General features: G+C 45.1%; 22 protein-coding genes. 13 read left to right on the top strand and 9 right to left on the bottom strand.

The window, feature by feature from the left end; genetic code table 11:
* Both rfbB and rluC read right to left on the bottom strand, forming a co-directional pair.
* Positions 1-1,089 (bottom strand): dTDP-glucose 4,6-dehydratase, encoded by a 1,089-nt coding sequence (rfbB, locus tag AC3RV5_RS11690; RefSeq protein WP_489727827.1) that lies wholly within the window; start codon positions 1,087-1,089, stop codon positions 1-3.
* A 20-nt stretch (positions 1,090-1,109) separates the two neighbouring features.
* A complete protein-coding gene (rluC, locus tag AC3RV5_RS11685) occupies positions 1,110-2,063 on the bottom strand; it encodes a 23S rRNA pseudouridine(955/2504/2580) synthase RluC (protein ID WP_489727826.1) in 954 nt (317 codons plus the stop codon).
* 576 nt (positions 2,064-2,639) lie between these two features.
* Here rluC and rne point away from each other — a divergent pair.
* A complete protein-coding gene (rne, locus tag AC3RV5_RS11680; protein ID WP_489732145.1) occupies positions 2,640-5,801 on the top strand; it encodes a ribonuclease E in 3,162 nt (1,053 codons plus the stop codon).
* Between the two features lie 167 nt (positions 5,802-5,968).
* The gene (locus AC3RV5_RS11675) at positions 5,969-7,258 is read left to right on the top strand and encodes a DEAD/DEAH box helicase (protein WP_489727825.1); all 1,290 of its coding nucleotides are present in this window, start codon (positions 5,969-5,971) and stop codon (positions 7,256-7,258) included.
* A 27-nt stretch (positions 7,259-7,285) separates the two neighbouring features.
* On the opposite strand, the gene AC3RV5_RS11670 is transcribed toward AC3RV5_RS11675, so the two are convergent.
* Complete coding sequence (locus AC3RV5_RS11670; protein WP_489727824.1) at positions 7,286-7,732, bottom strand: YaiI/YqxD family protein; 447 nt, start codon at positions 7,730-7,732, stop codon at positions 7,286-7,288.
* 181 nt (positions 7,733-7,913) lie between these two features.
* Here AC3RV5_RS11670 and AC3RV5_RS11665 point away from each other — a divergent pair, with 181 nt between their 5' ends.
* The 3 genes from AC3RV5_RS11665 to AC3RV5_RS11655 are packed head-to-tail and all read left to right on the top strand — an operon-like array spanning position 7,914 to position 10,946.
* Positions 7,914-10,433, top strand: a complete 2,520-nt coding sequence (locus AC3RV5_RS11665; protein WP_489727823.1) for an intermembrane phospholipid transport YdbH family protein — start codon at positions 7,914-7,916, stop codon at positions 10,431-10,433.
* Positions 10,430-10,609 carry a YnbE family lipoprotein gene (locus AC3RV5_RS11660; RefSeq protein ID WP_489727822.1) on the top strand — a complete coding sequence of 60 codons (180 nt, stop codon included), beginning with the start codon at positions 10,430-10,432 and terminating at the stop codon, positions 10,607-10,609. Before AC3RV5_RS11665 ends, AC3RV5_RS11660 begins: the two co-directional genes overlap by 4 nt.
* 10 nt (positions 10,610-10,619) lie before the next feature.
* Positions 10,620-10,946: a YdbL family probable chaperone protein gene (locus tag AC3RV5_RS11655; protein WP_489732144.1), complete on the top strand. Its 327-nt coding sequence runs from the start codon at positions 10,620-10,622 to the stop codon at positions 10,944-10,946.
* Between the two features lie 51 nt (positions 10,947-10,997).
* On the opposite strand, the gene AC3RV5_RS11650 is transcribed toward AC3RV5_RS11655, so the two are convergent.
* The 4 genes from AC3RV5_RS11650 to AC3RV5_RS11635 are packed head-to-tail and all read right to left on the bottom strand — an operon-like array spanning position 10,998 to position 15,401.
* Positions 10,998-11,762 (bottom strand): SDR family oxidoreductase, encoded by a 765-nt coding sequence (locus tag AC3RV5_RS11650; RefSeq protein WP_489727821.1) that lies wholly within the window; start codon positions 11,760-11,762, stop codon positions 10,998-11,000.
* Positions 11,763-11,787: 25 nt separating this feature from the next.
* Entirely contained in the window at positions 11,788-12,552 is a 765-nt protein-coding gene (locus AC3RV5_RS11645; protein ID WP_489727820.1) for an SDR family NAD(P)-dependent oxidoreductase, read from the bottom strand.
* Positions 12,552-13,556 (bottom strand): NADP-dependent oxidoreductase, encoded by a 1,005-nt coding sequence (locus AC3RV5_RS11640; RefSeq protein WP_489727819.1) that lies wholly within the window; start codon positions 13,554-13,556, stop codon positions 12,552-12,554. The genes AC3RV5_RS11645 and AC3RV5_RS11640 overlap by 1 nt, the downstream gene beginning before the upstream one ends.
* Before the next feature lie 39 nt (positions 13,557-13,595).
* Positions 13,596-15,401: an acyl-CoA dehydrogenase gene (locus AC3RV5_RS11635; protein WP_489727818.1), complete on the bottom strand. Its 1,806-nt coding sequence runs from the start codon at positions 15,399-15,401 to the stop codon at positions 13,596-13,598.
* A gap of 216 nt (positions 15,402-15,617) precedes the next feature.
* Between AC3RV5_RS11635 and AC3RV5_RS11630 the strand changes: the two genes are divergently transcribed.
* Both AC3RV5_RS11630 and AC3RV5_RS11625 read left to right on the top strand, forming a co-directional pair.
* Positions 15,618-16,592, top strand: coding sequence for a GlxA family transcriptional regulator (locus tag AC3RV5_RS11630; protein WP_489727817.1), 975 nt, complete (start codon positions 15,618-15,620; stop codon positions 16,590-16,592).
* An 861-nt stretch (positions 16,593-17,453) separates the two neighbouring features.
* A complete protein-coding gene (locus AC3RV5_RS11625; RefSeq protein WP_489727816.1) occupies positions 17,454-17,762 on the top strand; it encodes an isoamylase early set domain-containing protein in 309 nt (102 codons plus the stop codon).
* Between the two features lie 107 nt (positions 17,763-17,869).
* Here AC3RV5_RS11625 and AC3RV5_RS11620 read toward each other — a convergent pair whose 3' ends face one another.
* Complete coding sequence (locus AC3RV5_RS11620; protein ID WP_489727815.1) at positions 17,870-18,796, bottom strand: electron transfer flavoprotein subunit alpha/FixB family protein; 927 nt, start codon at positions 18,794-18,796, stop codon at positions 17,870-17,872.
* Positions 18,796-19,545 (bottom strand): electron transfer flavoprotein subunit beta/FixA family protein, encoded by a 750-nt coding sequence (locus AC3RV5_RS11615; RefSeq protein ID WP_489727814.1) that lies wholly within the window; start codon positions 19,543-19,545, stop codon positions 18,796-18,798. Before AC3RV5_RS11615 ends, AC3RV5_RS11620 begins: the two co-directional genes overlap by 1 nt.
* A gap of 414 nt (positions 19,546-19,959) precedes the next feature.
* Between AC3RV5_RS11615 and AC3RV5_RS11610 the strand changes: the two genes are divergently transcribed.
* The 6 genes from AC3RV5_RS11610 to fur all read left to right on the top strand — a co-directional run bounded on the left by AC3RV5_RS11610 (position 19,960) and on the right by fur (position 24,668).
* A complete protein-coding gene (locus tag AC3RV5_RS11610; protein WP_489727813.1) occupies positions 19,960-21,612 on the top strand; it encodes an electron transfer flavoprotein-ubiquinone oxidoreductase in 1,653 nt (550 codons plus the stop codon).
* Between the two features lie 173 nt (positions 21,613-21,785).
* A complete protein-coding gene (locus tag AC3RV5_RS11605) occupies positions 21,786-22,184 on the top strand; it encodes an H-NS histone family protein (protein WP_489727812.1) in 399 nt (132 codons plus the stop codon).
* Between the two features lie 202 nt (positions 22,185-22,386).
* A complete protein-coding gene (locus tag AC3RV5_RS11600; RefSeq protein ID WP_489727811.1) occupies positions 22,387-23,064 on the top strand; it encodes an alpha/beta fold hydrolase in 678 nt (225 codons plus the stop codon).
* 61 nt (positions 23,065-23,125) lie between these two features.
* Positions 23,126-23,350: a DUF2788 domain-containing protein gene (locus AC3RV5_RS11595; protein ID WP_489727810.1), complete on the top strand. Its 225-nt coding sequence runs from the start codon at positions 23,126-23,128 to the stop codon at positions 23,348-23,350.
* Positions 23,351-23,391: 41 nt separating this feature from the next.
* On the top strand, positions 23,392-23,916 hold the full coding sequence (gene fldA, locus AC3RV5_RS11590; protein ID WP_489727809.1) for a flavodoxin FldA: 525 nt from the start codon (positions 23,392-23,394) through the stop codon (positions 23,914-23,916).
* Positions 23,917-24,248: 332 nt separating this feature from the next.
* The gene (fur, locus tag AC3RV5_RS11585) at positions 24,249-24,668 is read left to right on the top strand and encodes a ferric iron uptake transcriptional regulator (RefSeq protein WP_489727808.1); all 420 of its coding nucleotides are present in this window, start codon (positions 24,249-24,251) and stop codon (positions 24,666-24,668) included.
* The last annotated feature ends 105 nt before the right edge of the window (positions 24,669-24,773 follow it).

Below are 24,773 nucleotides of genomic sequence, written 5' to 3'. Positions count from 1 at the left end.
TTATTCACCTGACCCTAGTCGATTTAGTTGATAAGCGCCGGATAATACCCTTTGCCACCACCCTTGATTTTCCAGATACCAACTAACCGTTTTACGCATACCAGATTCAAAGGTTTCCTGGGGGGTCCAATTGAGTTCACGCTGAATTTTACTGGCATCAATTGCATACCTGGCGTCGTGACCAGGCCGGTCTTTAACAAAGGTTATTAGCTCACTATATTGGCTAATTCCTTCAGGTTTTTGCGGAGCTAGCTCGTCAAGTAGGCTACAAATGGTTTTCACTACTTCCAGATTACGTTTTTCGTTGTGCCCGCCAATGTTAAAGGTATCCCCGACCCTACCGGATTTGACAACTAAACACAGAGCGCGGGCATGATCTTCAACATACAACCAATCACGTATCTGGCTGCCATCGCCATAAACCGGTAACGGTTTACCCGCCAAAGCATTTAAGATCACGTGAGGAACTAATTTTTCCGGAAAGTGATAGGGCCCATAATTATTTGAACAATTGGTGATCACAGTAGGAAAACCATAGGTACGCTGCCAACTACGCACCAGATGATCTGAGCTGGCTTTACTAGACGAATAAGGTGAGCTGGGCGCATAGGGGGTATTTTCGGTAAAAAGTGGTAAAGGAGCACCTTGAGGCAAGTCATTCGGGTGGGGTAAGTCGCCATAAACTTCATCCGTTGAAATATGATGGAAGATAAAACCGCGCTGTTTCTGCCCAGACAATCCTTGCCAATAACTCCGCGTGGCTTCTAATAAGGTATAAGTCCCCACTACATTGGTATGGATAAACTCGGCGGGGCCGTCGATGGAACGATCCACGTGGGACTCTGCAGCCAGGTGCATCACCGCGTCGGGTTGATGTTGTTGCAAAACCCGGTTTAGTTCGGGGGCATCACAAATATCAACCTGTTCGAAAAGATAGCGATTAGTGTGCAATTCACTCGGAATGGATTCAGTGTTTCCAGCGTAAGTTAACTTATCCAGATTAATAACAGTATCTGTTGTGTTTTCCAACAGATGCCTAACCACTGCACTACCAATAAAACCTGCGCCACCGGTTACCAGTATTTTCATTAACGACTTTTCCTTATTGCTTATATATTTGTAATTATTTTTTTCAGCGCTTTGCTAAGTTGCATGTCCAGGGGAGCCATAAAACTTACCCGCTCTTGTGTTTTAGGATGAATGAAAGCAATAGAATAGGCATGCAAAAAGAGGCGTTTTAAGCCTTTATCTTGCATATACTGATCAAATTCACTGTTTCCATACTTGTCATCACAAGCAATAGGGTGGCCAGCGTGTAGACAATGTACCCGGATTTGGTGGGTGCGGCCGGTAATGGGCGATGCCTCGACCAAGGTGGCGTCGGTAAATTGTTGCAAGATGCGAAAACGGGTCTCCGAAGGTTTACCTTCTGCATTTACCGACACTAAACGTTCCCCAGACTTGAGGGTATTCTTTAATAAAGGGGCATTGACCTTATACCTGTCTGTGGGCCAGTGTCCGGCAACCAATGCCTGATAACGTTTATCCACCTTCTTGTCTCGTAGTTGTTCATGCAAATGTTTTAGGGCAGAACGTTTTTTGGCGATCACCAAACAGCCTGAGGTGTCACGATCCAAGCGGTGAACCAATTCCAAAAAGCGCTCAGTCGGGCGCAACGCCCTTAGTGCCTCTATAACTCCGAAACTCAAACCACTGCCCCCATGTACTGCCATTCCCGAAGGTTTATTGAGTACGATAAATAACTCATCCTCAAACAATATGTGTGACTCCAGCGTTGCCACTTTATCAAGTTTGGTGGAGGGGGCAGCATTAGGTTCGGCTATGCGAATAGGTGGAATACGTAATTGATCATTTGCCTGGAGCTTATATTCCGGTTTAACCCGTTTTTTATTAACCCGGATTTCGCCCTTTCGCACGATGCGATATATAAGGCTTTTAGGCACACCTTTTAACAAGGTACGCAAATAATTATCGATCCTTTGCCCCTCAAGGTCAGGATCGATATCGATGAATTGCACTTTTTGAAATAATGTATCTGTCATAGTGCGCGCATTGTAACTGAAGAACCCCCACCTTTGACCAGCATTTTTATTCTCTTGCCACCCTTACGGGATTAATGTGATAATGGACCGGTCTAAAATTAGATGAAAATAATTTTAAACAAACAGATGTATGAATCCGTTCTGGTAGCAAGGCGACAAATCAATGTCGTTAAATATTGCCGTATCGACTGCGAAGTGTGTAACTTTTCGTACGTCAGATAGAACAGAACCTAGACATCAGCGATAAATAACCTTTTGATCGCCAATGATGTGAAGAATGTAATTGAATTGACAAGGTATTGGGTTTGTTTGGCGCCTGAGATTGTGGTGCTAAATACCGAATATTAACCGTTTTAAGAAACGAATACGTGAATGTCAGATAACAGCCGTAACTGACACCCAAATGGGCAAGTATCTAAAAAACCATACATAAAAATAATGTATAAGATACTTAGGCAAAACTTAAAATTAGTTGAATACAGCCGAGAGGCTGCATGACAGAAAATTGTCGAATATCAACACATGTCTTTCATCCATGGCGATCGGTATACCACCGAGTTAAATAGAATGAAAAGAATGTTAATCAATGCAACGCAGCAAGAAGAGCTGCGCGTTGCCCTAGTTGATGGTCAGAAACTTTACGATTTAGATATTGAAAGCCCAGGCCACGAACAAAAGAAAGCCAATATTTATAAAGGCACCATTACCCGCGTAGAGCCTAGCCTTGAAGCCGCATTTGTCGACTATGGCGCGGACCGCCACGGCTTCTTACCCCTAAAAGAAATTGCCCGTACTTACTTCCCCAAAGGCTATAAATTTGAAGGGCGTCCGAACATCAAAGACGTCATTAAAGAAGGCCAGGAAGTTATCATCCAAATCGACAAAGAAGAGCGTGGCCAAAAAGGTGCGGCGCTCACGACTTTTGTCAGTTTGGCAGGTAGTTATCTGGTATTGATGCCAAACAATCCTCGGGCCGGTGGCATTTCACGTCGTATAGAAGGCGACGAGCGTACAGAACTAAAACAAGCCCTGAGTAATTTATCTTTACCCGATGGCATGGGTTTGATCGTCCGTACGGCCGGCGTGGGTAAATCGTCTGAAGAATTACAGTGGGATTTAAGCGTATTGCTAACCCACTGGACAGCCATTTCAGAATCTGCGGAATCACGCCCTGCCCCGTTTTTAATTCATCAGGAAAGCAATGTCATTGTCCGCGCTATTCGTGATTATTTACGCCGTGATATAGGCGAAATATTGATCGATAAAACCAGTGTTTATGAGCATGCGATGAAACATATTGAGCTGGTGCGCCCCGACTTCGCCAGTCGCGTAAAATTATATCGGGGCGATGTTCCTTTATTCAGTCATTATCAAATCGAAAGTCAGATAGAGTCAGCATTTCAACGGGAAGTACGCTTGCCCTCCGGTGGTTCTATTGTTATCGATCCAACGGAGGCGCTAACGTCCATCGATATCAACTCTGCCCGGGCGACTAAGGGGAGCGATATTGAAGAAACCGCCTTTAATACCAATTTAGAAGCGGCAGATGAAATTGCCCGTCAGTTGCGCTTGCGTGATTTAGGTGGCCTGGTGGTTATTGATTTTATCGATATGACACCGATACGGCATCAGCGGGAAGTCGAAAACCGCCTAAAAGATGCGGTTCGTCATGACCGGGCACGTGTGCAGTTAGGCCGTATTTCACGCTTCGGTTTACTGGAGATGTCTCGCCAACGCTTGCGTCCGTCATTAGGTGATTCTGCCCATAATGTTTGCCCACGTTGTAGTGGTCATGGAACAGTGCGTGGTACAGAATCGCTGGCCTTGTCTGTATTGCGTATTATGGAAGAAGAAAGCATAAAAGATAATACCGGACAAATTGAAGCCCAATTACCGGTAAATGTCGCTACCTATTTACTGAATGAAAAACGCGGTGCAGTAGCTAGTGTTGAAAAACGCCACAATGTACAGCTGGTGATCATTCCTAATCCAAACATGGAAACACCGCATTATAACGTAGCTCGCCGTCGTCCCGATGATGCCATGCATGATATGAGTTATAACGTCACGCTTATGGAAACCTCAGACACTGAAGCAGACCGGCCAGTTACGGCTATGCCTGTTAAAGAGCAGCCTGCATTGCAAAGTTTCGTATCTCCGGCCAAGGCTATGCCAACTGGCACTCAAACCCCAACGGCTCAGGGAACGTCAATTTTCACCAAGCTGAGCAACTGGCTGGGTGGCTTGCTAGCATCTGAGCCCAAAACACCAGAACCTGAGGTTAAGACACCTAGTACTGGGGGGCAAAATACCCGCAAAAACACCCGTCCCGATCGCAATACCAATAGACGAGGTAGAAGTGGTGAAGGCCGAGATCGTAATGAGAAAAGCGCTGAAGGTCGTGAAAGGAAAGATAGAAACGATAGCCGCGAGCAATCCGGTGAGCGTAAACCACGTCGCGAAGACAATCGCAAACCTCGTCGTGAAGATAGTCCGAAGGTCGCCAGCAACGTTGTTGAAGCAAAAACACCCAACACAGCCAAGACGGCACCTAGCCGCCCGGTTGAACAGAAAGAGCAATTGGCTGAAAGACGTAAACGTCGTGATAACAGACGAAGTGTGCGTGTAGATGACAAAAACCAGTCTACCGACGAGGTCAAAGTTGCACCAGTTGATGATACTGATGGCAATCGCGCACCTAGAAAACCCGCAGCTAAGAAAAAACCCGTGCAAATGGACGCCGCAGTGACGGAAAATAAGGTCCAGGCTTCTGGCGCCGATACGCCCCAAGAAGACGTGCAAACTGAGCTGCCCAGTGTCAAGCAGACAGACGATGCAGAGTTGACGCCAACCGTCAGTGACACGGCCACTCATGTGACCCATGAAGAGGCCCAGCACAGCCATAGCAATAACAAGGACGACGCAGGTAGTCGAGCTCGTAGTCGCCGTTCTCCTCGTCATATTCGCGCCGCAGGTCAAAAACGTCGCAAGGATAACGAAGAGCAGTCAGCTACTGAAATTGTCGTTAACGAGCAAGATGAATTGCAATTTGACGAGCCGCAAACTGCGCCTGTGCCCAGTGTTCAAGGAGGTGCTGCAGCGCAAATGATTACCCAGGAAACCGCAGCCGTAGCTGAACAGCCAAGCGTAAAAGAGACCCAGGTTGACGAAAATCAGCCAATGGCCCTGGCCGAAGTTGTGCCAGTGGCCCCTGAAGTTAACGCCATGCACGTGGACGAAACACAGCTGCCGGCGGCTTCAACTTCTGAGCCACAGGCCGAGGCTCAAGCTGAAGTTAAAGCTGATGTTAAAGCTGATGTTAAACCTGAAGTTAAAGTTGATGTTAAACCTGAAGTTAAAGTTGATGTTAAACCTGAAGTTAATGCTGAAGTTAAACCTGATGTTGAAACTCAACCTGAACTAACACAAGCAAATGCCACCGCACCGGCAGTAGAGTCAGTTAAGCCTCAAAGTGCAGAAGTTGTGGCTAAACCCACTATTTCGACACCTATAAGCGAGACAAAAAAGGTGGCGCCCGTGCCTAAACCTAAACCTGCTTCTTTTTCACATCCTATGGCTAAACCTGCCAGCATAGAGCAAGAGTTTACTCAGGTAAAAGTCGGGTCATTGGCTAATGAAGCGCGTCCAGAAATAAAAGTGTCTGGTAAAACAGCCACATTTTTAAAAGCTTCTACCAGCTCGGCAGCGCCGGCAACCAGACCAGGCTCTGATTCTTAACTTTTGATATCAGGTCAATAAAATCCGTTATTGGTATTAGCCAATAACGGATTTTTTATGTTCGCGATTGCTAATCCCCTTAGATGCTGTATCCTCGCGGCCTGCGCAGTGATGCATAAAATATCAACACTGACAATAATCATTAATTTATCACCAGCGAGTAAAATATGAGTTTTGCCGACCTAGGCTTATCCCCCTCTATTCTTTCAGCAGTAACCGCTAAAGGTTATACCGATCCCTCACCTATCCAAGCACAAGCCATACCAGCGGTGTTGCAAGGTAAAGATGTAATGGCCGCCGCACAAACCGGCACAGGCAAAACCGCAGGTTTTACCCTACCCATACTTGAGTTGCTCAATCGTGGTACGAATGCCACAGGTAACCAGACTCGAGCGCTCATCCTCACCCCTACCCGTGAGCTGGCAGCACAGGTGGCCGAAAGCGTAACTACCTATGGTAAAGATTTGTCATTGCGCTCAGCCGTGGTATTTGGCGGTGTGGGCATTAACCCGCAAATGATAAAGCTGCGCAAAGGCGTGGATATTTTAGTTGCCACCCCAGGCCGTTTGCTCGACTTGTATAATCAAAATGCCGTGCGTTTTGACGAACTGGAAATACTGGTATTGGATGAAGCCGACCGCATGTTAGATATGGGTTTCATTCATGATATTAAGAAGATCATTAAATTGCTGCCGGCTAAACGTCAGAATTTACTGTTCTCAGCCACTTTTTCTAACGAAATTCGCACCCTGGCCAAAGGTTTGGTGAACAATCCTGTAGAGATATCGGTTTCTCCTCCTAATACTACGGTCGAATCGGTCGAACAGTGGGTTTATCCCGTGGATAAAAACCAGAAAACTCCTGTGCTTATTCGTTTAATAAAGGATAATGACTGGCAGCAGGTATTGATCTTTAGCCGCACCAAACATGGGGCGAACAGGATTTCCAAACAATTGGAAGCGAGAGGCATTACTTCCGCCGCCATCCACGGAAATAAGAGCCAAGGTGCGCGCACCAAAGCTTTGGCTGAATTTAAAAGCGGTAAAGTACGCGCTCTCGTTGCCACCGACATAGCTGCCAGGGGCCTGGACATAAGCCACTTACCTCAAGTGGTAAACTATGACTTACCCAACGTGCCCGAAGACTATGTGCACAGAATAGGCCGCACAGGTCGTGCAGGTGCCAGTGGACAGGCTATATCCCTAGTGACTAATGATGAATTTAGTTTATTAGCTGATATCGAACGACTCATCAAACAGCTTATTCAACGTAAGATAGTTGAGGGTTTTGAACCGGTTAACGACCTACCTGAATCACGCTTGGATAACCGCCCCATCAAAGCCAACAAGCCCAAACGAGCACGGGTCGGCCATCGCGATGGCCAGCGTTCAGGAGATAACGCTCGCGGCCACCAAACTGGCAACCGAAGCGGTAATAGAGGTACCAGTCAACGCTAAGCACTGACGTTATAGCTGGTGGCAGCGTTAATTGCGCTGCGCCAGTAATCTGTCCAGGTGGTTGGCAAAGTTTTGTCGATCACTTTGATTTAATGGTGCCGGTCCGCCAGTATGTTCACCACTGGCCCGCATGGTATCTAAAAAGTCGCGTATATTTAGCCTGGCCCGAATATTTTCACTGGTAAACATTTCCCCTCTGGGGCTTAACGCCAACCCACCCTTCTCTATAACCTCGGCCGCCAATGGGATGTCACTGGTGATAATTAGATCCCCTGGACCGAGCAATTTGACTATTTCATCATCAGCCACATCAAAACCAGCCTTTACTTGCATCGATTTGATAAATTTAGACGGTGGTGTGCGTATATATTGATTGGCCACCAAGACCGTTTCTATGCTTTTACGTTCGGCGGCGCGAAATAAGATCTCTTTTATCACCACAGGACATGCATCAGCATCTACCCATATTTTCATTTTTTAACATCCTTTCGCCTTGGGTCTATCCCCCGTTATATTAACCTAAACTCGGATTAGTCGTCATGTGGGCATGTAAAATTTAATTATCTGTTCATTGTCTATTTATTTGATAATGTTCAATATAAGGAACACCACAAATGAGAAACAGGGAGCTATGCGCGTAATGTCGTGGAGTCGGTTGAGCCTAAAAATAACAGCGGTTGTCGGTTTGATAATCCTGACGGATCTATTGATTTATGCCTTTAGGCAGCCAATTGCGGTAGCCGTTTTGGAATATTTCGGCGCCCAGCAGCATATTGAAGTAAGCTGCCTGGAGTTTGAACTGCACCTGGATTTGAGCCTGAGCATAGAACAATTATGTTTAGTCAGCCCGGACTTCAAATTACAGCTACAAGATGCGCAATGGCACTATCGTACAAACGAATTGATTATCGGTGAACTGGGTATAGAGCATTTGTTAAAGACAGATGCTGAAGACAAACCCAGTGAACCAGATACGCTCAACTTGGCGGATTTTTCCCTGGCGGCATATTTCCCCCGCCTCATGGTAAAACAATTACAACTACGAAGCCCCCTCTTAGCTGAGCCTGTCCATTTAAGTGTTGAGCAATCCGGCCCCAACAATATTGTATTAACAGGGGATGTCCGCGCAGCGGTTCGCTTAGAGGCAGGACAGCTTAAGCTGGATGTGACCTGGTCTTTAGCCGATGTTTTAACAAAATTGGCTTTCGGTCGCCAGTTACAGGCTCAGCAAGGTGCACTCTTTTCCCAGCAAGCCCTGGTCAAAACACCTATTTATTCTAAGGTGCTGTTCGACGGGCGGCATATTGAAAGCCAACACCAGCTGGATTTGACAAGCATTTATCAAGTGCACGAAGATTGCCGGTTAACGTTTAATACCCACGGCAGCATAACTGCAAACCTCGAATTGCTCAATAAACAGGGGTACCTCGACTTAAGCGGCTTGGATACCCGAGTATCAGCAATAAAACACTGCTTGCCCCCTAGCAAAGTTGTTGGTTTTGCATTGCCCGAACATCTGAGGGTTGAATTTGTCGAAAAAATATCTCTGACTGCCGACACCATAACTGTGCCGCAGATCAGCATTAGTGATGGCCCTGCATCCCAACTCAACCTTGAACTTAGGGATCTTAACTATCACGTTACTCCCCGTGCGGGGCAGAGCCAACTGCAGGCAGACTTTTCCCTGTTGTTTACCCCCCAACCTAATGCTGAGCCCACCAAGACTAGCAGCCCTGATATAAGTTTAGTAGTTTCAGGCCAAGGCCAATATAGTCCTGACCACTGGCAGCTAGTGGCACCGACCAACACTCTGAGCATTAACAAGTTTGCCCAGGGCGTAAAGCTGGCTAAGGCCAATGTCGAATTCAGTGCCAGGTTAACCAGCGATCAGGGGTTAATACTTAAAGGGAAAAGTTCAGTCCACGGGTTGAGTTATGGAGTAAATGGCAAGGCCATCACCATCAAAAATTTGACCAGTCAATTCAGTGCTATTGCCATGAATTTGGACAAGGTTAACATTAAGCTGCACAATTCTATGGCCGATGTGCTGTACAACCAGTTTGCAATTCTCACCCTAAACAACCAGTTGGATCTGACCCTTAAAACACTTAATGAGTTGACGTTAAGCGGGGAATCTAACTTAAGCGGCCTAGTCATAAAGGTTAAGGATGCAGGTTATCTAAACTTGGGCAAAGTGAATGTTAAACATCACCTCAGTGCCAAGCAACAATCTGCTCAAGTGGCAAGCCAACACCAGGTGTTGCTAAATGAGCAGTTTTTCGCATTGATAGACCAGCAACAGGGTCGGGTTAATATCAATATTGCAAAACAATCTATAAAGGCACTAAACCCTGCTTTACATAGCTTGTTGCCTGAGGCCAAACTAACCGCGGGTTTGTTATCTGCGGATCTGGCACTGGATCTTGGCATACTAACCGGTCAGGGGAAGTTCGATGTCCAGGAACTTCTTGCCCACTACCAGGAGTTTGTCTTTACCGACTTGACTACCGCCGGTGCGTTTACTTTAGATTCAGCGGGTCTTCAGCTAAAAAAAGCTAGTCTGACCCTCGCCTCGGCCCAAGTAGGTTTACCCATAACAGACATAAATGCGTCATACAAGGTGGTGGATAGTCAGGTCAATATCACCCGAGTCACAGCTCAGCTTTTAGGGGGGAGTATGGCGTTAAACGATTTGTGGCTGGATGGGCGCGAGCAAAGTACCGTGGTGCAAGTTTCTCATATCGAATTAGGCGAGGTCGCACAATTGCAGCAACAGCGAGGGATCCAGTTAAGCGGTGAAATCCAGGGTACCTTGCCTCTGACATCAACTGCACAAGGTATAACGATAACAGGGGGCAGGATAACGAGTCATGGGCCTGGCAAGCTACGCATAACCGACAACCCGGCCTTTGAGTCGATTAAGGCGCAACAGACCGAGCTGGCTTATTTAGAGAACCTGGACTTTAAACAGCTAAGCAGTAATGTAAGGCTCGATACCGACGGCTGGCTATTTTTGGATTTTTCCATTCTCGGTAATAATCCAGAACTTGGCCAAGGGGTAAATTTCAATTACAGTCACGAGGAAAATATTTTAACCTTGTTAAAATCCTTACGCTTAACCGATACAGTGCAAAGTCAAATTGAACAAAAAATCAAACAAGGTGGTGAAAAGTGAAAATATGGTTGCTGATAGCAGTGACGGTGGCGGTTACAGCCTGTACCCACAAGGTACAAGTTGAGACCAAAGAGCCGATTACGATCAATATTAATGTTAAAATTGATCATGAAATTCGGGTCAAAGTTGATAAAGAGCTGGATGATATTTTCAGCGAAGACAGCGAGTTATTCTAAGGAAAATATGATGAAAAAAATGACGTTAGCGACTTTAGTCGGTGCCCTAACCCTGTTATTTAGCAGTATTGCCTTTGCCATAGACTTGGACGACGCCAAGGATCAAGGCCTGGTGGGCGAACAAATGGACGGTTATTTGGGGGCTGTGGTTAACAATGCACAAGTCCAAACATTGATCATAGATGTCAATGCCAAACGTAAGGCTAAATACGCAGAGTTGGCTGCTAAAAATAACCTGCAATTAGAACAAGTTGAAAAACTCGCGGCTAAGAAGGCTTTTGATAAAACCAGTTCTGGTCATTATCTATTGGTTAACGGCAGTTGGGTCAAGAAATAAAGAGCAATACACAAGCCGACAGTTTGTCGGCTTTATGCTGTCAGCAAAAGCTTAAGCCAGATAGCCCCCATCCACGGTGATGGTGGTACCTGTGGTATAGCTGGAAGCGTCTGAGACCAGATACAACACAGTACCCGCCATTTCGTCAGGTTGGGCAACCCTGCCCAAAGGAATGGTCATTAACGCGGTCTTGAGTATTTTTTCGTTGCTGGTTAAAGCCGATGCAAATTTGGTTTCAGTTAATCCCGGTAATAAGGCGTTAACCCGGATATTTAACGGACCGCATTCTTTGGCAAAGGCTTTAGTCATACTGATCACCGCCGCTTTGGTTATAGAATAAATTCCCTGCATTGCCCCTGGAGATACGCCATTAACCGAGGCAGTATTGAGAATGACTCCCCCTCCCTGCTCTTTCATCATCTTGCCGGCACCAATCGACATAAAGAAATAACCGCGAACGTTTACATCGACTGTTTTATCGAAAGCGGCTAGATCTGTATCTAGAATGTGACCGAAAAAAGGATTAGCCGCCGCGTTGTTAACCAAAATATCTAAGCGCCCAAACTGGTTTTTAATGGTTTCAAATGTCGCCGCAATCTGGGCCATCTCCCCCACATGGCAGGCCAGCGCCGTGGCTGTTCCACCTGTCTCACGAATGCTGGCTGCAACGGTTTCACAGCCATCAATTTTACGACTGGACACGATAACATGAGCACCGTAGGCGGCTAATAAACGGGCAATAGATTCGCCTATTCCCCGACTTGCTCCGGTTACCAGTGCTACTTTCCCACTTAAATCAAAAATATCTTTGTTCATAATTCTTTCCTTTTTGAGTGGCTGATTAGGCGGTCATACCACCATCTAAGACCACAGATTGACCGGTCATAAAACTGGATTCATCCGAGCATAACCAAGCTAAGGCAGCCGCTACTTCTTGTGGTTCACCTAAACGTTTCATCGGATTGGCTTTGATCATGGCCTGTTGCACTCGTTCATGCACATTTGCCAACACGTTTTCCACCATAGGGGTGCGGATGAAGCTGGGGCATACAGCGTTAAAACGAATATTGGCCCTGGCGTATTCAACCGCTGCGGTTTTAGTTAGCCCCATCACCCCGTGTTTCGTGGCACTATAAGCCGACAAAGTGGGCGCTGCGCGTATGCCGGCCACAGACGCAATGTTGATCACGTGTCCGCCACCGTTTTCAAGCATATGGGCAATCTCTTGTTTCATGCAATACCAGACACCCGCCAGGTTTACGGCGATATTCTGATGAAAAACCGCGTCAGCTACTTCAAGCATAGGTTTGGGAACATGGTCGATACCAGCACTATTAATCGCCACATCTATAGGCGCCACTTTCTGTATCGCCTGCTGGAAAAAAGCCGCTACAGAATCCGGTTGGCTGACATCCAGGGGAATGAATAATGCTTGTCCACCATCGTCATTAATACGCTGAGCCAAGGCTATTCCAGCAACCTGATTGAGATCACCCAAGGTGACTTTGGCGCCGCGTCTTGCCAATAAAATAGCGGTGTATTCGCCTATCCCGGATGCGCCGCCTGTAATGACAATATGTTTAGCGTTTACACTGTTATCACTCATTAACTTTCGTCCACTTTAAGCACCAATTTACCCATATTTTCGCCATTAAAGAGCATCAACAAGGCTGCTGGAAATTTTTCAATGCCTGTAACAACATGCTCTTTGGCCTTTAATTTTCCTTGTGCTATCCAACCGGCCATTTCCGCCGCTGCCTCAGCATAATACTTGACGTTATCGAAGACCACTATCCCTTCCATCCGCGCCCGGTTAACCAACAAAGACAAATAATTTGAGGGCCCCTTAACCGGCGCAGTATTGTTGTACTGACTAATAGCGCCACAGATCACGATACGGGCTTTCATGCGAATTTGGGTAAGCACATCATCTAAAATTTCACCGCCCACATTATCAAAATACACATCTATGCCTTTGGGACAATGTTCTTTTAAGGCATTTTTAACATTGCTGTTTTTATAGTCTATAGCGGCGTCAAACCCGAGCTCCTCGGTCAGGTAAGCACATTTTTGCGCTCCGCCAGCAATACCTACGACGCGGCAGCCCTTAATTTTAGCGATCTGCCCGACGACTGTCCCTACTGCACCTGCAGCACCGGATACCACTACCGTTTCACCGGCTGTCGGCAAACCAGTATTCAACAAACCAAAATAGGCGGTCATACCCGGCATGCCCAATACCCCTAAAAAACGTTCAGGGGGAGCAAGATCAGTATCTATCTTGTGGATATCGGCTGTGGATACCGCGGCGTATTGCTGCACACCGCAGTGGCCATACACATAATCGCCTTGGGCAAAATTAGCATCAGTGGATTTAAGTACTTTGCCCACAGTACTGGCACGCATAACAGCGCCAATCTGTACGGGTTCAATATAAGATTTTCCTTGATTCATCCAGCCACGCATAGCGGGATCGAGTGAGATATATTCTATTTTTACTAATACCTGATTGTCTTTTAGCTCTGGTACTTGGCTTTGTACAAAATTCCAATTATCTTTATTTGGCATGCCAACCGGACGAGATGCGAGTAAAAACTGACTATTTTTCATTATCTGTTCCTTGTGAATAAATCGTAATAAGGCTGCTCATTAAAACCACTCGGCTTGCATAGCCGAGCAGCTGTTATCCATAGTTTCCAGTAAGGCAAAGTCACGAGTGATTGTGGCTAATTCCCAATTGATAAAATAGCTCGCCGCCTGGAGTTTACCTTTGTAAAAATGCTGTTCATCAGGGCTGATACCTGTCTGTTGTAATGCTTTTTCGGCCACAATGGCCTGCCTGATCCAGATCCAGCTCATCACAAGCTGACCAAAGATATTCATAAAACATTGGGCATTAGCCAGCATAACGTTTTGCTCCTGGCCCTTAAGGGCCGCAGCAAGTTGAGGAATAAGAGGCTGTAATCGGTGTAAATAAGGCAGGGTATTGGCTACCAGAAGTTGGCACACCTCTCCTTGGGCCTTGGCAAAATCCCCGTGGATAATTTGTTGCAGTTGAGCTAGGCCCGCACCATTTGCCTGCCATAACTTGCGAGTCAACAAGTCCAGTGCCTGAATGCCGTTTGTGCCTTCGTGAATGGGGTTTAAACGGTTATCCCGCCAGTATTGTTCAACCGGGTACTCACGGGTATAACCCGCTCCTCCTAATACCTGGATCGCTAAATCATTTGCTTTGGGACCGTATTCAGAAGGCCAGGCTTTAACCACAGGGGTGAGTAAATCCAATAGTTCCCGCGCTTTATGCCGCGCGCCTTCGTCTTCCAGGGTATGAATATCGTCGACCAAACGTGCCGCGTAAAAACACAAACTCATGGCGCCTTCCACGTAAGCTTTCTGGGTTAACAGCATACGTTTGACATCACCATGTCCAATAATGGCCGCGGCCTTGTCCGCGGGTTTGGTATGGGGGGCTACTCGTCCCTGGGTGCGCTCTTTGGCATACGCCAGGGAATATCGATAACCTGCATATCCCACCATAGCGGCGCCAAAACCCACACCCAAGCGGGCTTCATTCATCATCAAAAACATGTATTTAAGGCCCTGATGCTCTTCGCCCACCAAGTAAGCATGACAATCATCCTGACTGCCAAAACTCAGGGCAGTTGAAGTTGTGCCGCGATAACCTAATTTATGAATAAGGCCGGCTAGGGCTACATCATTACGTTGCCCGGGTTGGCCGTTTTCATCCAGACGAAATTTAGGCACCACAAATAATGAAATACCTTTCACGCCAGCCGCGGACCCCTGAATCTTAGCCAGCACCAAGTGCACAATGTTTTTGCTAAGCTGATGATCACCCGCAGAGATATACAACTTACTGCCTTTGAGGCGATAACTGCCATCTTCGGTTTTTTTAGCACGGGTGTGGATGTCTGCCAGTGAAGAACCAGCGTGGGGTTCGGTCAACGCCATGGTGCCGGTAAATTCACCGCTTAACATGCGTGGCATAAATTGCCCTTTGACATCATCACTGGCGAAATTTTTAATCACGTTAGCCGCGGCTATGGTTAAAAAAGCATAGCCAGTACTGGAGGGGTTGGCGGCCATAAAATAGCCGGCACAAGCTGTCATTATGGTTTCGGGAAACTGCATGCCACCTTCGGCAAAATCAAAACGCCCGGCAATCAACCCAGATTCGGCATAGGCGTTAAACGCTTGTTGCACCTCGGGGATCATATGCACATTCTCACCATCAAATGTCGGTTCATTGGCATCCGCTTTGGCATTGTGAGGGGCGAATTTTTCCCTGGCTATCTTGTCTGCTGTTGCCATCACAGCATCGAAGGTGTCTTTATTATGTTCGCTAAACCGCTCCCGCTGACACAATTTATCTGTGTCTAACACTTCGTAGAGCTGAAATGCTAATTCTTTGTGGCTGACTAGTTCTTCACTCATCTTGGCTACTCATATAGTGAGATACAGACTCAAGTGACCGAAATGGAAAAGCTGGGTCACGGGTGACAAAATCAATATCTGCTTAACAGGGGACAATATTGTCAAATTTTCCCGACACGTTTAACTGTCATATATGACATAATAATGGTCATTTCGGCCAGATATCACCTGGCCTTATACAATCAATAAAGGCTCATTTATAGTTAGGGTGAATTTGTGTTTAAAGTAACCATTTTAGGTTTTAACCAGGCCTATGGGAGTGCCATAACCGGTGCCCTTGATCTGTTTGCCTTGGCCGGTGTCACCTGGCAACGCATGCAAGGTTTACCCATTACACCACTGTTTGAGGTGCAAATTGCTTCCCTAGGAGGAAAACCGGTGCGTTGTATTAATCAATTAGAGCTCAATAGCCATATTGCTATTGAAAAAGTGCAGCAAACCGACCTACTGCTTATACCGACTATAGGTGGGGTACCAGAAGAGGTACTGGGAAACAATATGGCGCTGTTACCCCATATCAGGAAACATTTCCTCAACGGAGCGGATATTGCCAGCAATTGCAGTGGTGCTTTTTTTCTCGCGGAGGCGGGTATTTTGGAGAACCGCTATGCCACTACCCATTGGGGTTATGCCGAGCTATTTAAAAGTCGCTATCCCCAGGTGAAATTGCAGGCTCATAGGTTGATCACCCATCAGGACAATATCTATTGTTCCGGTGGTGGTATGGCTTGGTTCGATTTGACCTTACTGTTGATCGAGCGATTTTGCGGCCATGACATAGCTACCACTACAGCCAAAGCCCATGTTATTGACCTGTCACGAGGGGAACAGTCGGCTTATGCATCTTTACGGACGAAAAAGTATCATCAAGATAGTGACATACTCCAGATCCAGGAATGGCTGGAAGCGCACTTCGCCGAAAAAATCCAGGTAAGCGAGATTTCCAAACAAGTTAACTTGTCTCAACGTACGTTTATCCGACGCTTTAAACAGGCTACCGAGCTAAGTCCCTTGTCCTATTTACAAGGCGTGCGTATCGAGGCGGCCAAAAAGCGTCTTGAAGTGAGTGCCGATTCTATAGAGCGGATCGTCAGTCAGGTTGGTTATGATGACTTAAGTTCATTTACCCGCTTATTTAAAAAACATACGGGCCTGTCACCCAGTCAGTACGGCAAAAAATTCAAACGCTAAGGCTTTGCCAATGACTATGGCTAATAGCTATGGGCAGTGATCCTGGTGAAACTCCAAGATGACCTGGCATGTTCCTCTAACAAAGCAGCTTTGGCTTGAGCCCGTTCTGTCTCATAACGTTTTAAATCTGTGTTGTAGTCGAACGGTTCTATCGGGATTAATAAATCCCCATTACGGAACATTCCCCCTCAATAAAAGAGTCAGACGCTTTGACGGTCCTAACGGTGACTTGCGCACTGAAAATCGTTTGAATTTACGGCGTGACTGTCCCTTGTGACTTCACAATGAAATTCAGATCTTGAGTGGTTATGGCCTTTGCGTTGACTCAAAATCTTTATCTTCGACCGTTTTTTGCTCTGGGACCTTTTTTATCGAAACCATCAGTGCCGACACGCCTATAACTAGCGTGACAATCAAGACCGGCAGGCCTGCTTTTATTGTTGATCCCTGATATATAACTGAATCTGGCTCGTTGAGCCTGAGCCAGCATTGTACGAGCTAATGCAGGGTATGACTCCTTGGGCAAGGTTTAATTTTGTAAAATCCCCTTGTTCCTAAAAACGACACCTTTACTTTTGAATATATTGCATGTTTTTTGCACGGGTACACAATATTAAGTTCAGTGCATTTGTGACTTACTCATCAGATTGGCGAAACTGTCATTACCTGTTACTTTTTACTATGTATATTAGGGAGGTAGTAAACTATCGAGGACAAAAGACTGCGGCAAGATAGCTTGCACCATTTTATATCAACCGCCTCATAATGGGGCAGTTGAATTTCACGACACCTTAGGTGTCATCTTTACACAATTTTAGCTATTGCAAAAAATTGGCATTTGATTATCAATAGGGGAACACCATGGCGTTTAAAAAACTGTATCTTAAATCTAAACCTGTTTGCAAAGTGACTTTCAAATTATCCAAAGATGAAGCCAAAGCAGCAAATTCTGTCAGTATTGTTGGAGATTTTAATAACTGGAACGGTGAAGCAGCGCCCATGAAAAAACTTAAGAATGGCGGATTCTCTGCCGCCTTGGACTTACCCGTGGACAAGGATTATCAGTTCAGGTATTTGCTCAATCAGACGGCCTATGAGAATGACGGACATGCGGATGATTATGTGATGTCTCCTGTCTCATCAGATGAAAACTCAGTGATCAGGATTTAATCCTTGATTGCACCGCGCAAACCTAAGGTAGTTGCTGATGTATAAACAGTGATACATACAAAAATGCCGCTTCTGGGAAGCGGCATAAGTAATGATTTATCATTAATTTATAAAGCGGCTTCTAATGCAGGAAGCACATCAAATAAGTCGCCAACCAAGCCATAATCGGCCACTTGGAAAATGGGGGCTTCTTCATCTTTATTAATGGCAACTATGACTTTGGAGTCCTTCATACCGGCTAAATGTTGGATCGCCCCAGAAATACCCACTGCGATATAAAGTTGAGGCGCAACAATTTTACCCGTTTGACCCACTTGCATATCGTTCGGTACAAAACCTGCGTCGACCGCAGCTCGCGAAGCGCCCATTGCGGCACCTAACTTATCCGCGATGCCCTCAAGCAATTTGAAGTTCTCACCGTTTTGCATGCCACGACCACCGGAGATTATTATATCTGCTGCCGTTAACTCTGGTCTTTCTGATTTGGTCAGCTCGGCACTGACAAATTGCGAGGTAGTCGATTCTTTGACCAAATCCAGGGTTTCAACAGGCGCGTCATTTCCTTCACTATTGGCATCAAAGGTTGACGTTCTGACCGTTAACACTTTGATTACATCCGAAGATTGCACGGTGGCAATGGCGTTACCCGCATAGATTGGACGAATGAAGGTATCGCTGCTTTGCACCCCAATAACGTCTGAAATTTGTGCCACATCCAACATAGCCGCAACTCGAGGCATAAAGTTTTTACCCGTCGTGGTCGCAGCGCACATTATATGACTGTAATCCTTACCTATTTCAGCTACCAGATCGGCGATATTTTCCGCCAATTGATGAGTATAGGAAGCATTGTCAGCTAACAACACTTTAGTCACACCCTGAATTTTGCTCGCTTGTTTGGCCACGTCGGCACAATTAGCTCCCGCTACCAAAAGGTGCAACTCATCGCCCATGTTAGCCGCTGCGTGAACTAGCTTATGGGTTTCAGATTTAAGGTGCTCATTGTCATGTTCTGCATACATTAAAATTGCCATTAGATCACCTTTGCCTCATTTCTAAGTTTATCCACCAATTCCGCTACGTCAGCCACTTTAACACCACCTTTGCGCTGAGCTGGCGGTTCAACTTTCAGTACCTTTACGTTCGACGTCAAGTTAACCCCAAACTCGCTGGCGGCTTTTACCTCTAAGGGTTTACGTTTCGCTTTCATGATGTTTGGCAGCGAAGCATAACGCGGCTCATTTAAACGAAGATCCGTGGTCACTACAGCTGGCAAGGTTAATTCTAAGGTTTGCAGACCCCCGTCGATTTCTCGGGTCACTTTGACTTTACCGGCTTCCACCACAACCTCGGAGGCAAAGGTTCCCTGAGGCATACCGGTTAGGGCTGCTAACATTTGGCCGGTTTGGTTGTTGTCAGAATCAATAGACTGTTTACCCAGAATAACCAAATCTGGTGATTCCTGTTCAACTACTTTTTGTAATAATTTAGCGATCTGCAACGAATCTAATTTGTCAGCAGTTTCTATATGTAAACCACGGTCGGCACCCAATGCCAATGCCGTGCGGATCTGCTCCTGGCAGGCCTTCTCACCAATAGAGACAACCAGCACCTCTGTGGCCACCCCTTTTTCTTTGAGACGAACAGCTTCTTCAACCGCTATTTCACAAAAAGGATTGATCGACATCTTGGCATTGGTTAAATCCACTGCGCTATGATCGGCCTTAACGCGAACTTTAACGTTATAATCTATGGCGCGTTTTACCGGCACTAATATTTTCATTTTCACCTCTTTCGACAGGCGTTTAAGCAACAAAACAATGCAATTTACATCACATTTACGTAGGTGGTGGCTAATTTACTTTTTGTTGACGTAAGCGTCAACCAACACTACTCTCGCTCAATGGGCTAAAACACGCCTTATTGTCAAACGTCAACGAATAAGCACAACATAGCCAACTAATAATTACGGGATGAGTACAGCTTACGCCCTATGACTTAGACTATACAGCAAGGCGCTAGAAAAGCGCTGAGGCAGCGGGATTGAGGCCTTTAAGCTTTATATTTGCTCGGGGACGAGTGTTTAGATTATCAGTAGCAATGATGATTATTTATGCCGCAACGCGGCAAAACGGACGATAAAGCGGCAGAAATATATTTTTTTAACTAATAGATATTTATAATAAAGGAGAAACTGGTGGAACGAGAATCGATGGAATTTGATGTTGTCATTGTCGGTGCTGGTCCAGCTGGACTCTCTACTGCTTGTCGATTAATGCAGTTGGCCCAAGATGCACAACAAGAGTTAATGGTGTGTGTGGTAGAGAAAGGTTCAGAAGTAGGGGCGCATATTTTATCTGGAGCGGTATTCGAGACCCGCGCACTCGATGAGTTGTTTCCCGATTGGCAGGAGCGAGGCGCGCCCATTACAACCAAAGTTACCGAAGACCACATTTATCTGTTGCGTGATGAGCAAAAAGCCCAAAAGTTACCAGCCATAATGACCCCAAAAACCATGCACAATACCGGCAATTATATCGTCAGCATGGGCAATGTTTGCCGCTGGTTGGCAGAGCAGGCAGAGCAACTGGGTGTTGAAATATTTCCCGGCTTTGCAGCATCACACGTGATTTACAACCAAGATGGCAGTGTTGGGGGGGTTATCACCGGTGATATGGGGGTCAGTGCAACGGGCCAACACAAAGATTCTTACATGCCAGGTATGGAACTTAAAGCCAAATATACCGTATTTGCTGAAGGTTGCCGGGGACATCTAGGCAAAGAATTGATAGATAACTTTTCCCTCAATGCGGGTAAAGCTCCGCAACACTACGCCATAGGTTTTAAAGAAATTTGGGAAATTGAACCGGCCAAACACCAAGAAGGGTTGGTTGTACACACCGCAGGATGGCCGCTTACGGATGTAACGGGCGGGTCATACCTTTACCATGCCCAGGACAATCAGGTTTTAGTCGGTTTGATAGTCGATCTCAATTATGCCAATCCGCACTTGAGTCCCTTCGATGACTTCCAGCGAATGAAACATCATCCGGTTTTCAAACAGTATCTGCAAGGCGGTAAACGTGTCTCCTACGGTGCCAGGGCGATCGCTAAAGGCGGGTTTAATTCGTTACCTAAAATGACCTTTCCCGGCGGGTTATTGGTAGGTTGTGATGCGGGTACATTAAACTTTGCGAAAATAAAAGGTAATCACACCGCCATGAAATCCGGCATGTTAGCCGCAGAGTCGCTATTTAAAACACTCACGGCAAACGACGCCAAAGGTGGTCAGGATTTAGAGGATTATAGCGTTAGCTTTAAAGACTCCTGGTTATATGACGAGTTGTTTAGATCCAGAAATTTCGGTGCAGCGTTACATAAATTCGGTACTTTTTTTGGTGGTGCTTTTAATACCCTGGAGCAAAATTGGTTTAAGGGAAATTTGGGGTTCGACTTAAAAGATGAAAATAAAGATCACGAGCAAATCCAATCCGCGAAGGACTGTCAGAAATTAAATTATCCGAAACCGGATGGTATTCTTAGTTTTGACAAGTTGTCTTCGGTATTTATTTCCAATACCAATCATGAAGAAGATCAACCTTGTCACCTGAAACTGCTGGATGACAGGGTTCCCATTATCGTAAATTTGGCTTTGTACGACGAACCTGCACAGCGTTATTGTCCTGCAGGGGTATACGAGATTGTTGATTCCCCGCAAGGTGAAAAAGCACTGCAAATTAATGCACAAAATTGTGTGCATTGTAAAACCTGCGATATCAAAGATCCGACTCAAAATATAAAATGGGTCGTTCCCGAAGGTGGCGGCGGTCCTAATTATCCAAATATGTAGTTCACATGTAACAAGCATAGAAAGCGAAAATAATTTCGCTTTCTATGCTTTGAATGAATAAAATAGCTAAAAGTTACAAATAATTGATTAAATAAATATAAATTCATTGCCAAATATGAGCTAAAAATATATGTTGCTACCTATCTAATGTATACATATCAAAAAGGTGATTTATGAACGATTTTATTAATATATTAACACACGGACGTCGGTTACAAGGAGCAGTAAAGGAATTATCTGTTCAAGAACTTGTAACAGTGGCGGACAAGCTAAACAATATAATTGAAAACCGCAAAGAAAAAGAAAAGGAACAACTTGTTGAGCAAAAAGCTAAACAAGAAAAATTAAATAGTATTCTCGCCCAACTCGAAGATGCCGGTTTAGGGCTTGATGATTTACGCCAAGTAGAGCCTGCCAAAAAATCAGCTCGCACTGGGCAAAAACGGCCCATCAAATATAAGCTGAGTGATAGCGAAGGCAATGAACATACCTGGACAGGAATTGGCAGAATGCCTAAAGTATACGCTGCGGCGCTTGAATCAGGTAAATCACTGGATCAATACTTAATATAGTCACAAACGATCAAATGAGTAACTCAACGCGACCATTTTGAAATTAGCTTGGTTAATTAGTTGTAAATAGCTAATTATTTATATCCTCTAAAGGTCTTACATAATTACTTCTAATATTAACTATCGTATAGATTCGGATAAATCAACCGCATCATGGATTATATTAATTCATGGTCTGTTTGGTAGTTTGGATAACCTGGCAATGTTAAGGCGAGAGCTGCAAAGTGAATTTCAGGTTTTATCCATAGACCTACCGGATCACGGCAAATCTAGTTTTACCGATAAATTCAGTTTTAACGGCTATGCAGAAGCAATTAAGGGGCTGATAACCGACCTTGGTCTACCCGAGGTTGCCTTGGTTGGTCACTCTTTGGGTGGAAAGGTAGCCATGCAACTGGCGTTAAGCAATCCAACGTTAGTGACTAAGCTGGTCATTTTGGATATTGCGCCGGTCGCTTATAAAGCTCGTCACACAAAGGTATTAGCCGGATTAAAAGCAGTGGATTTGAGTCTGTTACAGGGGCGAAAAGAGGCTGATCAGGTAATGAGTACCTATCTCGAGGAAGCGTCAGTGCGTCAGTTTCTACTCAAAAGTTTGTTCCAACAAGATCATAAGTGGCAATGGCGTTTTAATTTAAACTTGTTGAATAGGGATTATTCACTCTTATCCCAAGCCATTCACTGCGACGTTCCCTACCCTAAACCCGTACTTTTCCTTAAGGGAGAACTGTCGGATTATTTAGCCAGTGAGTATAGCAATCTGGTGCTGACTTTATTTCCTGATAGTCGCTTAAAAACAATTAGTAATGCGGGCCACTGGTTACATGCCGAACAACCAAAAGTGTGCGCCCGGCACATCAGCACATTTTTGTTGAATTAGTTTTTTTCAAGCAAAAGGCAATATGTTAAAGTAGCGCCGTAAGTTGAATTATAGAGTATGCATGTTAAGTAAATATTATGAACAGATTGAAGCTATTGTATTAAATCTTGCCTTAGTCGGTTTATTTTTACTCATGGGGTTTGCTGTACATGACATTTTGAAGAAAAACGACGTTCCTGTGATTGGTAGAGTCGTTGTTTATTTAGTCTTATTTCTAGGTGCCGCCGGTTTTATATTTAAAGGTGTGGTGCAATTATTTTGGCAAACTAATGGCGCTGGCACTTAGCCAGTAGTAATTAATTTTAGATTTTTGAGGTACCCCTTACGATGGCGAGCGTAGGCCTATTTTTCGGCAGTGACACAGGTAATACTGAGCATATTGCAAAGATGATCCAGAAAGAACTGGGCAAGAGTCTGATCGATGTGCGTGATATTGCAAAGAGCAGTAAGGAAGATATTGCCGAGTTTGATTTACTCATATTTGGTATTCCAACCTGGTATTATGGTGAAGCTCAATGTGATTGGGACGATTTTTTCCCGGAGTTGGAAGAAATAGATTTTGCAGATAAGTTAGTTGCCATTTTCGGCTGCGGTGATCAGGAAGATTACGCAGAATATTTTCTCGATGCCATGGGCATGGTGCGAGACATAGTAGAAGCCAAAGGCGCGATCCTAATTGGTCAGTGGCCAACCCAGGGATATGATTTTGAAGCCTCAAAAGGTATGGCTGACGAGAATAATTTTGTTGGTTTAGGCATAGACGAGGACCGTCAACCGGAATTGACTGATAGTCGGGTCAAAGGTTGGTGTAAACAAATTTACGAAGAAATGTGTTTGGCCGAATTGTTGTAATATCAGTACGTAAACAGGGAGCAGATGTTCCCTGTTTTATTTTCTGTTTATTTTAACCTGATATCTTAAACTCCTTTATCCTCGGCTAAAAAGCCTTGCCGGGACCGTGTTATCGCCATTTTCCACCAGGAAATAGCAAGCGTTGTTAAATGTTACTAAAATCTCTTTAATCCCTCTATTACAGTATTTTCCGATGAAATTATTTGTGCGCATGGTGGCAATATATAAATTTGTCTGAATTCACCCATTCATTATTTTAAACACCGCCTTACACCTTTCATATTCGGCTCAGTCCATTATAATGGGGTTCGAATCATTGCTAAGTCAGGTCGATGGAACAAAATAAAGAACTCAAAAAAGCAGGTTTGAAGATAACGCTTCCGCGTTTAAAAATTCTTGAAATTCTGCAAGCCCCCGCGAATCAGCACATTAGTGCTGAAGATGTCTATAAACTACTCATCGAACACGGTGAGGAAATCGGTTTAGCCACAGTTTACCGAGTACTTAACCAATTTGATGATGCTGGTATATTAAATCGCCATCATTTCGAAGGAGGTAAGTCTGTATTTGAAATTAGCCATAAAAAACACCATGATCATCTAGTTTGTTTAAATTGTGGCAAAGTTATCGAATTTGAAGATGATGTAATTGAAAGACGCCAGGAAGAAGTGGCCCAGCGGCATAATATGACATTAACCCACCACAGTCTCTATCTCTATGGGGAATGTAAAGAAGACTGCAACGACGATTAAGATCCTATTTATGGCAAGTTGAATAGCCTAAATATTGCTGGCTAGATTGAGTCACTAATATTTAGGAATCGCCTCCCTTCGTCCTAAAGTGTGTTAAATCATCCA

The organism is Paraglaciecola sp. IT1134, from assembly GCF_058068185.1.
The sequence above is the reverse complement of the archived record's forward strand: the minus strand, read 5'-3'. Positions and strand labels throughout refer to the sequence as shown.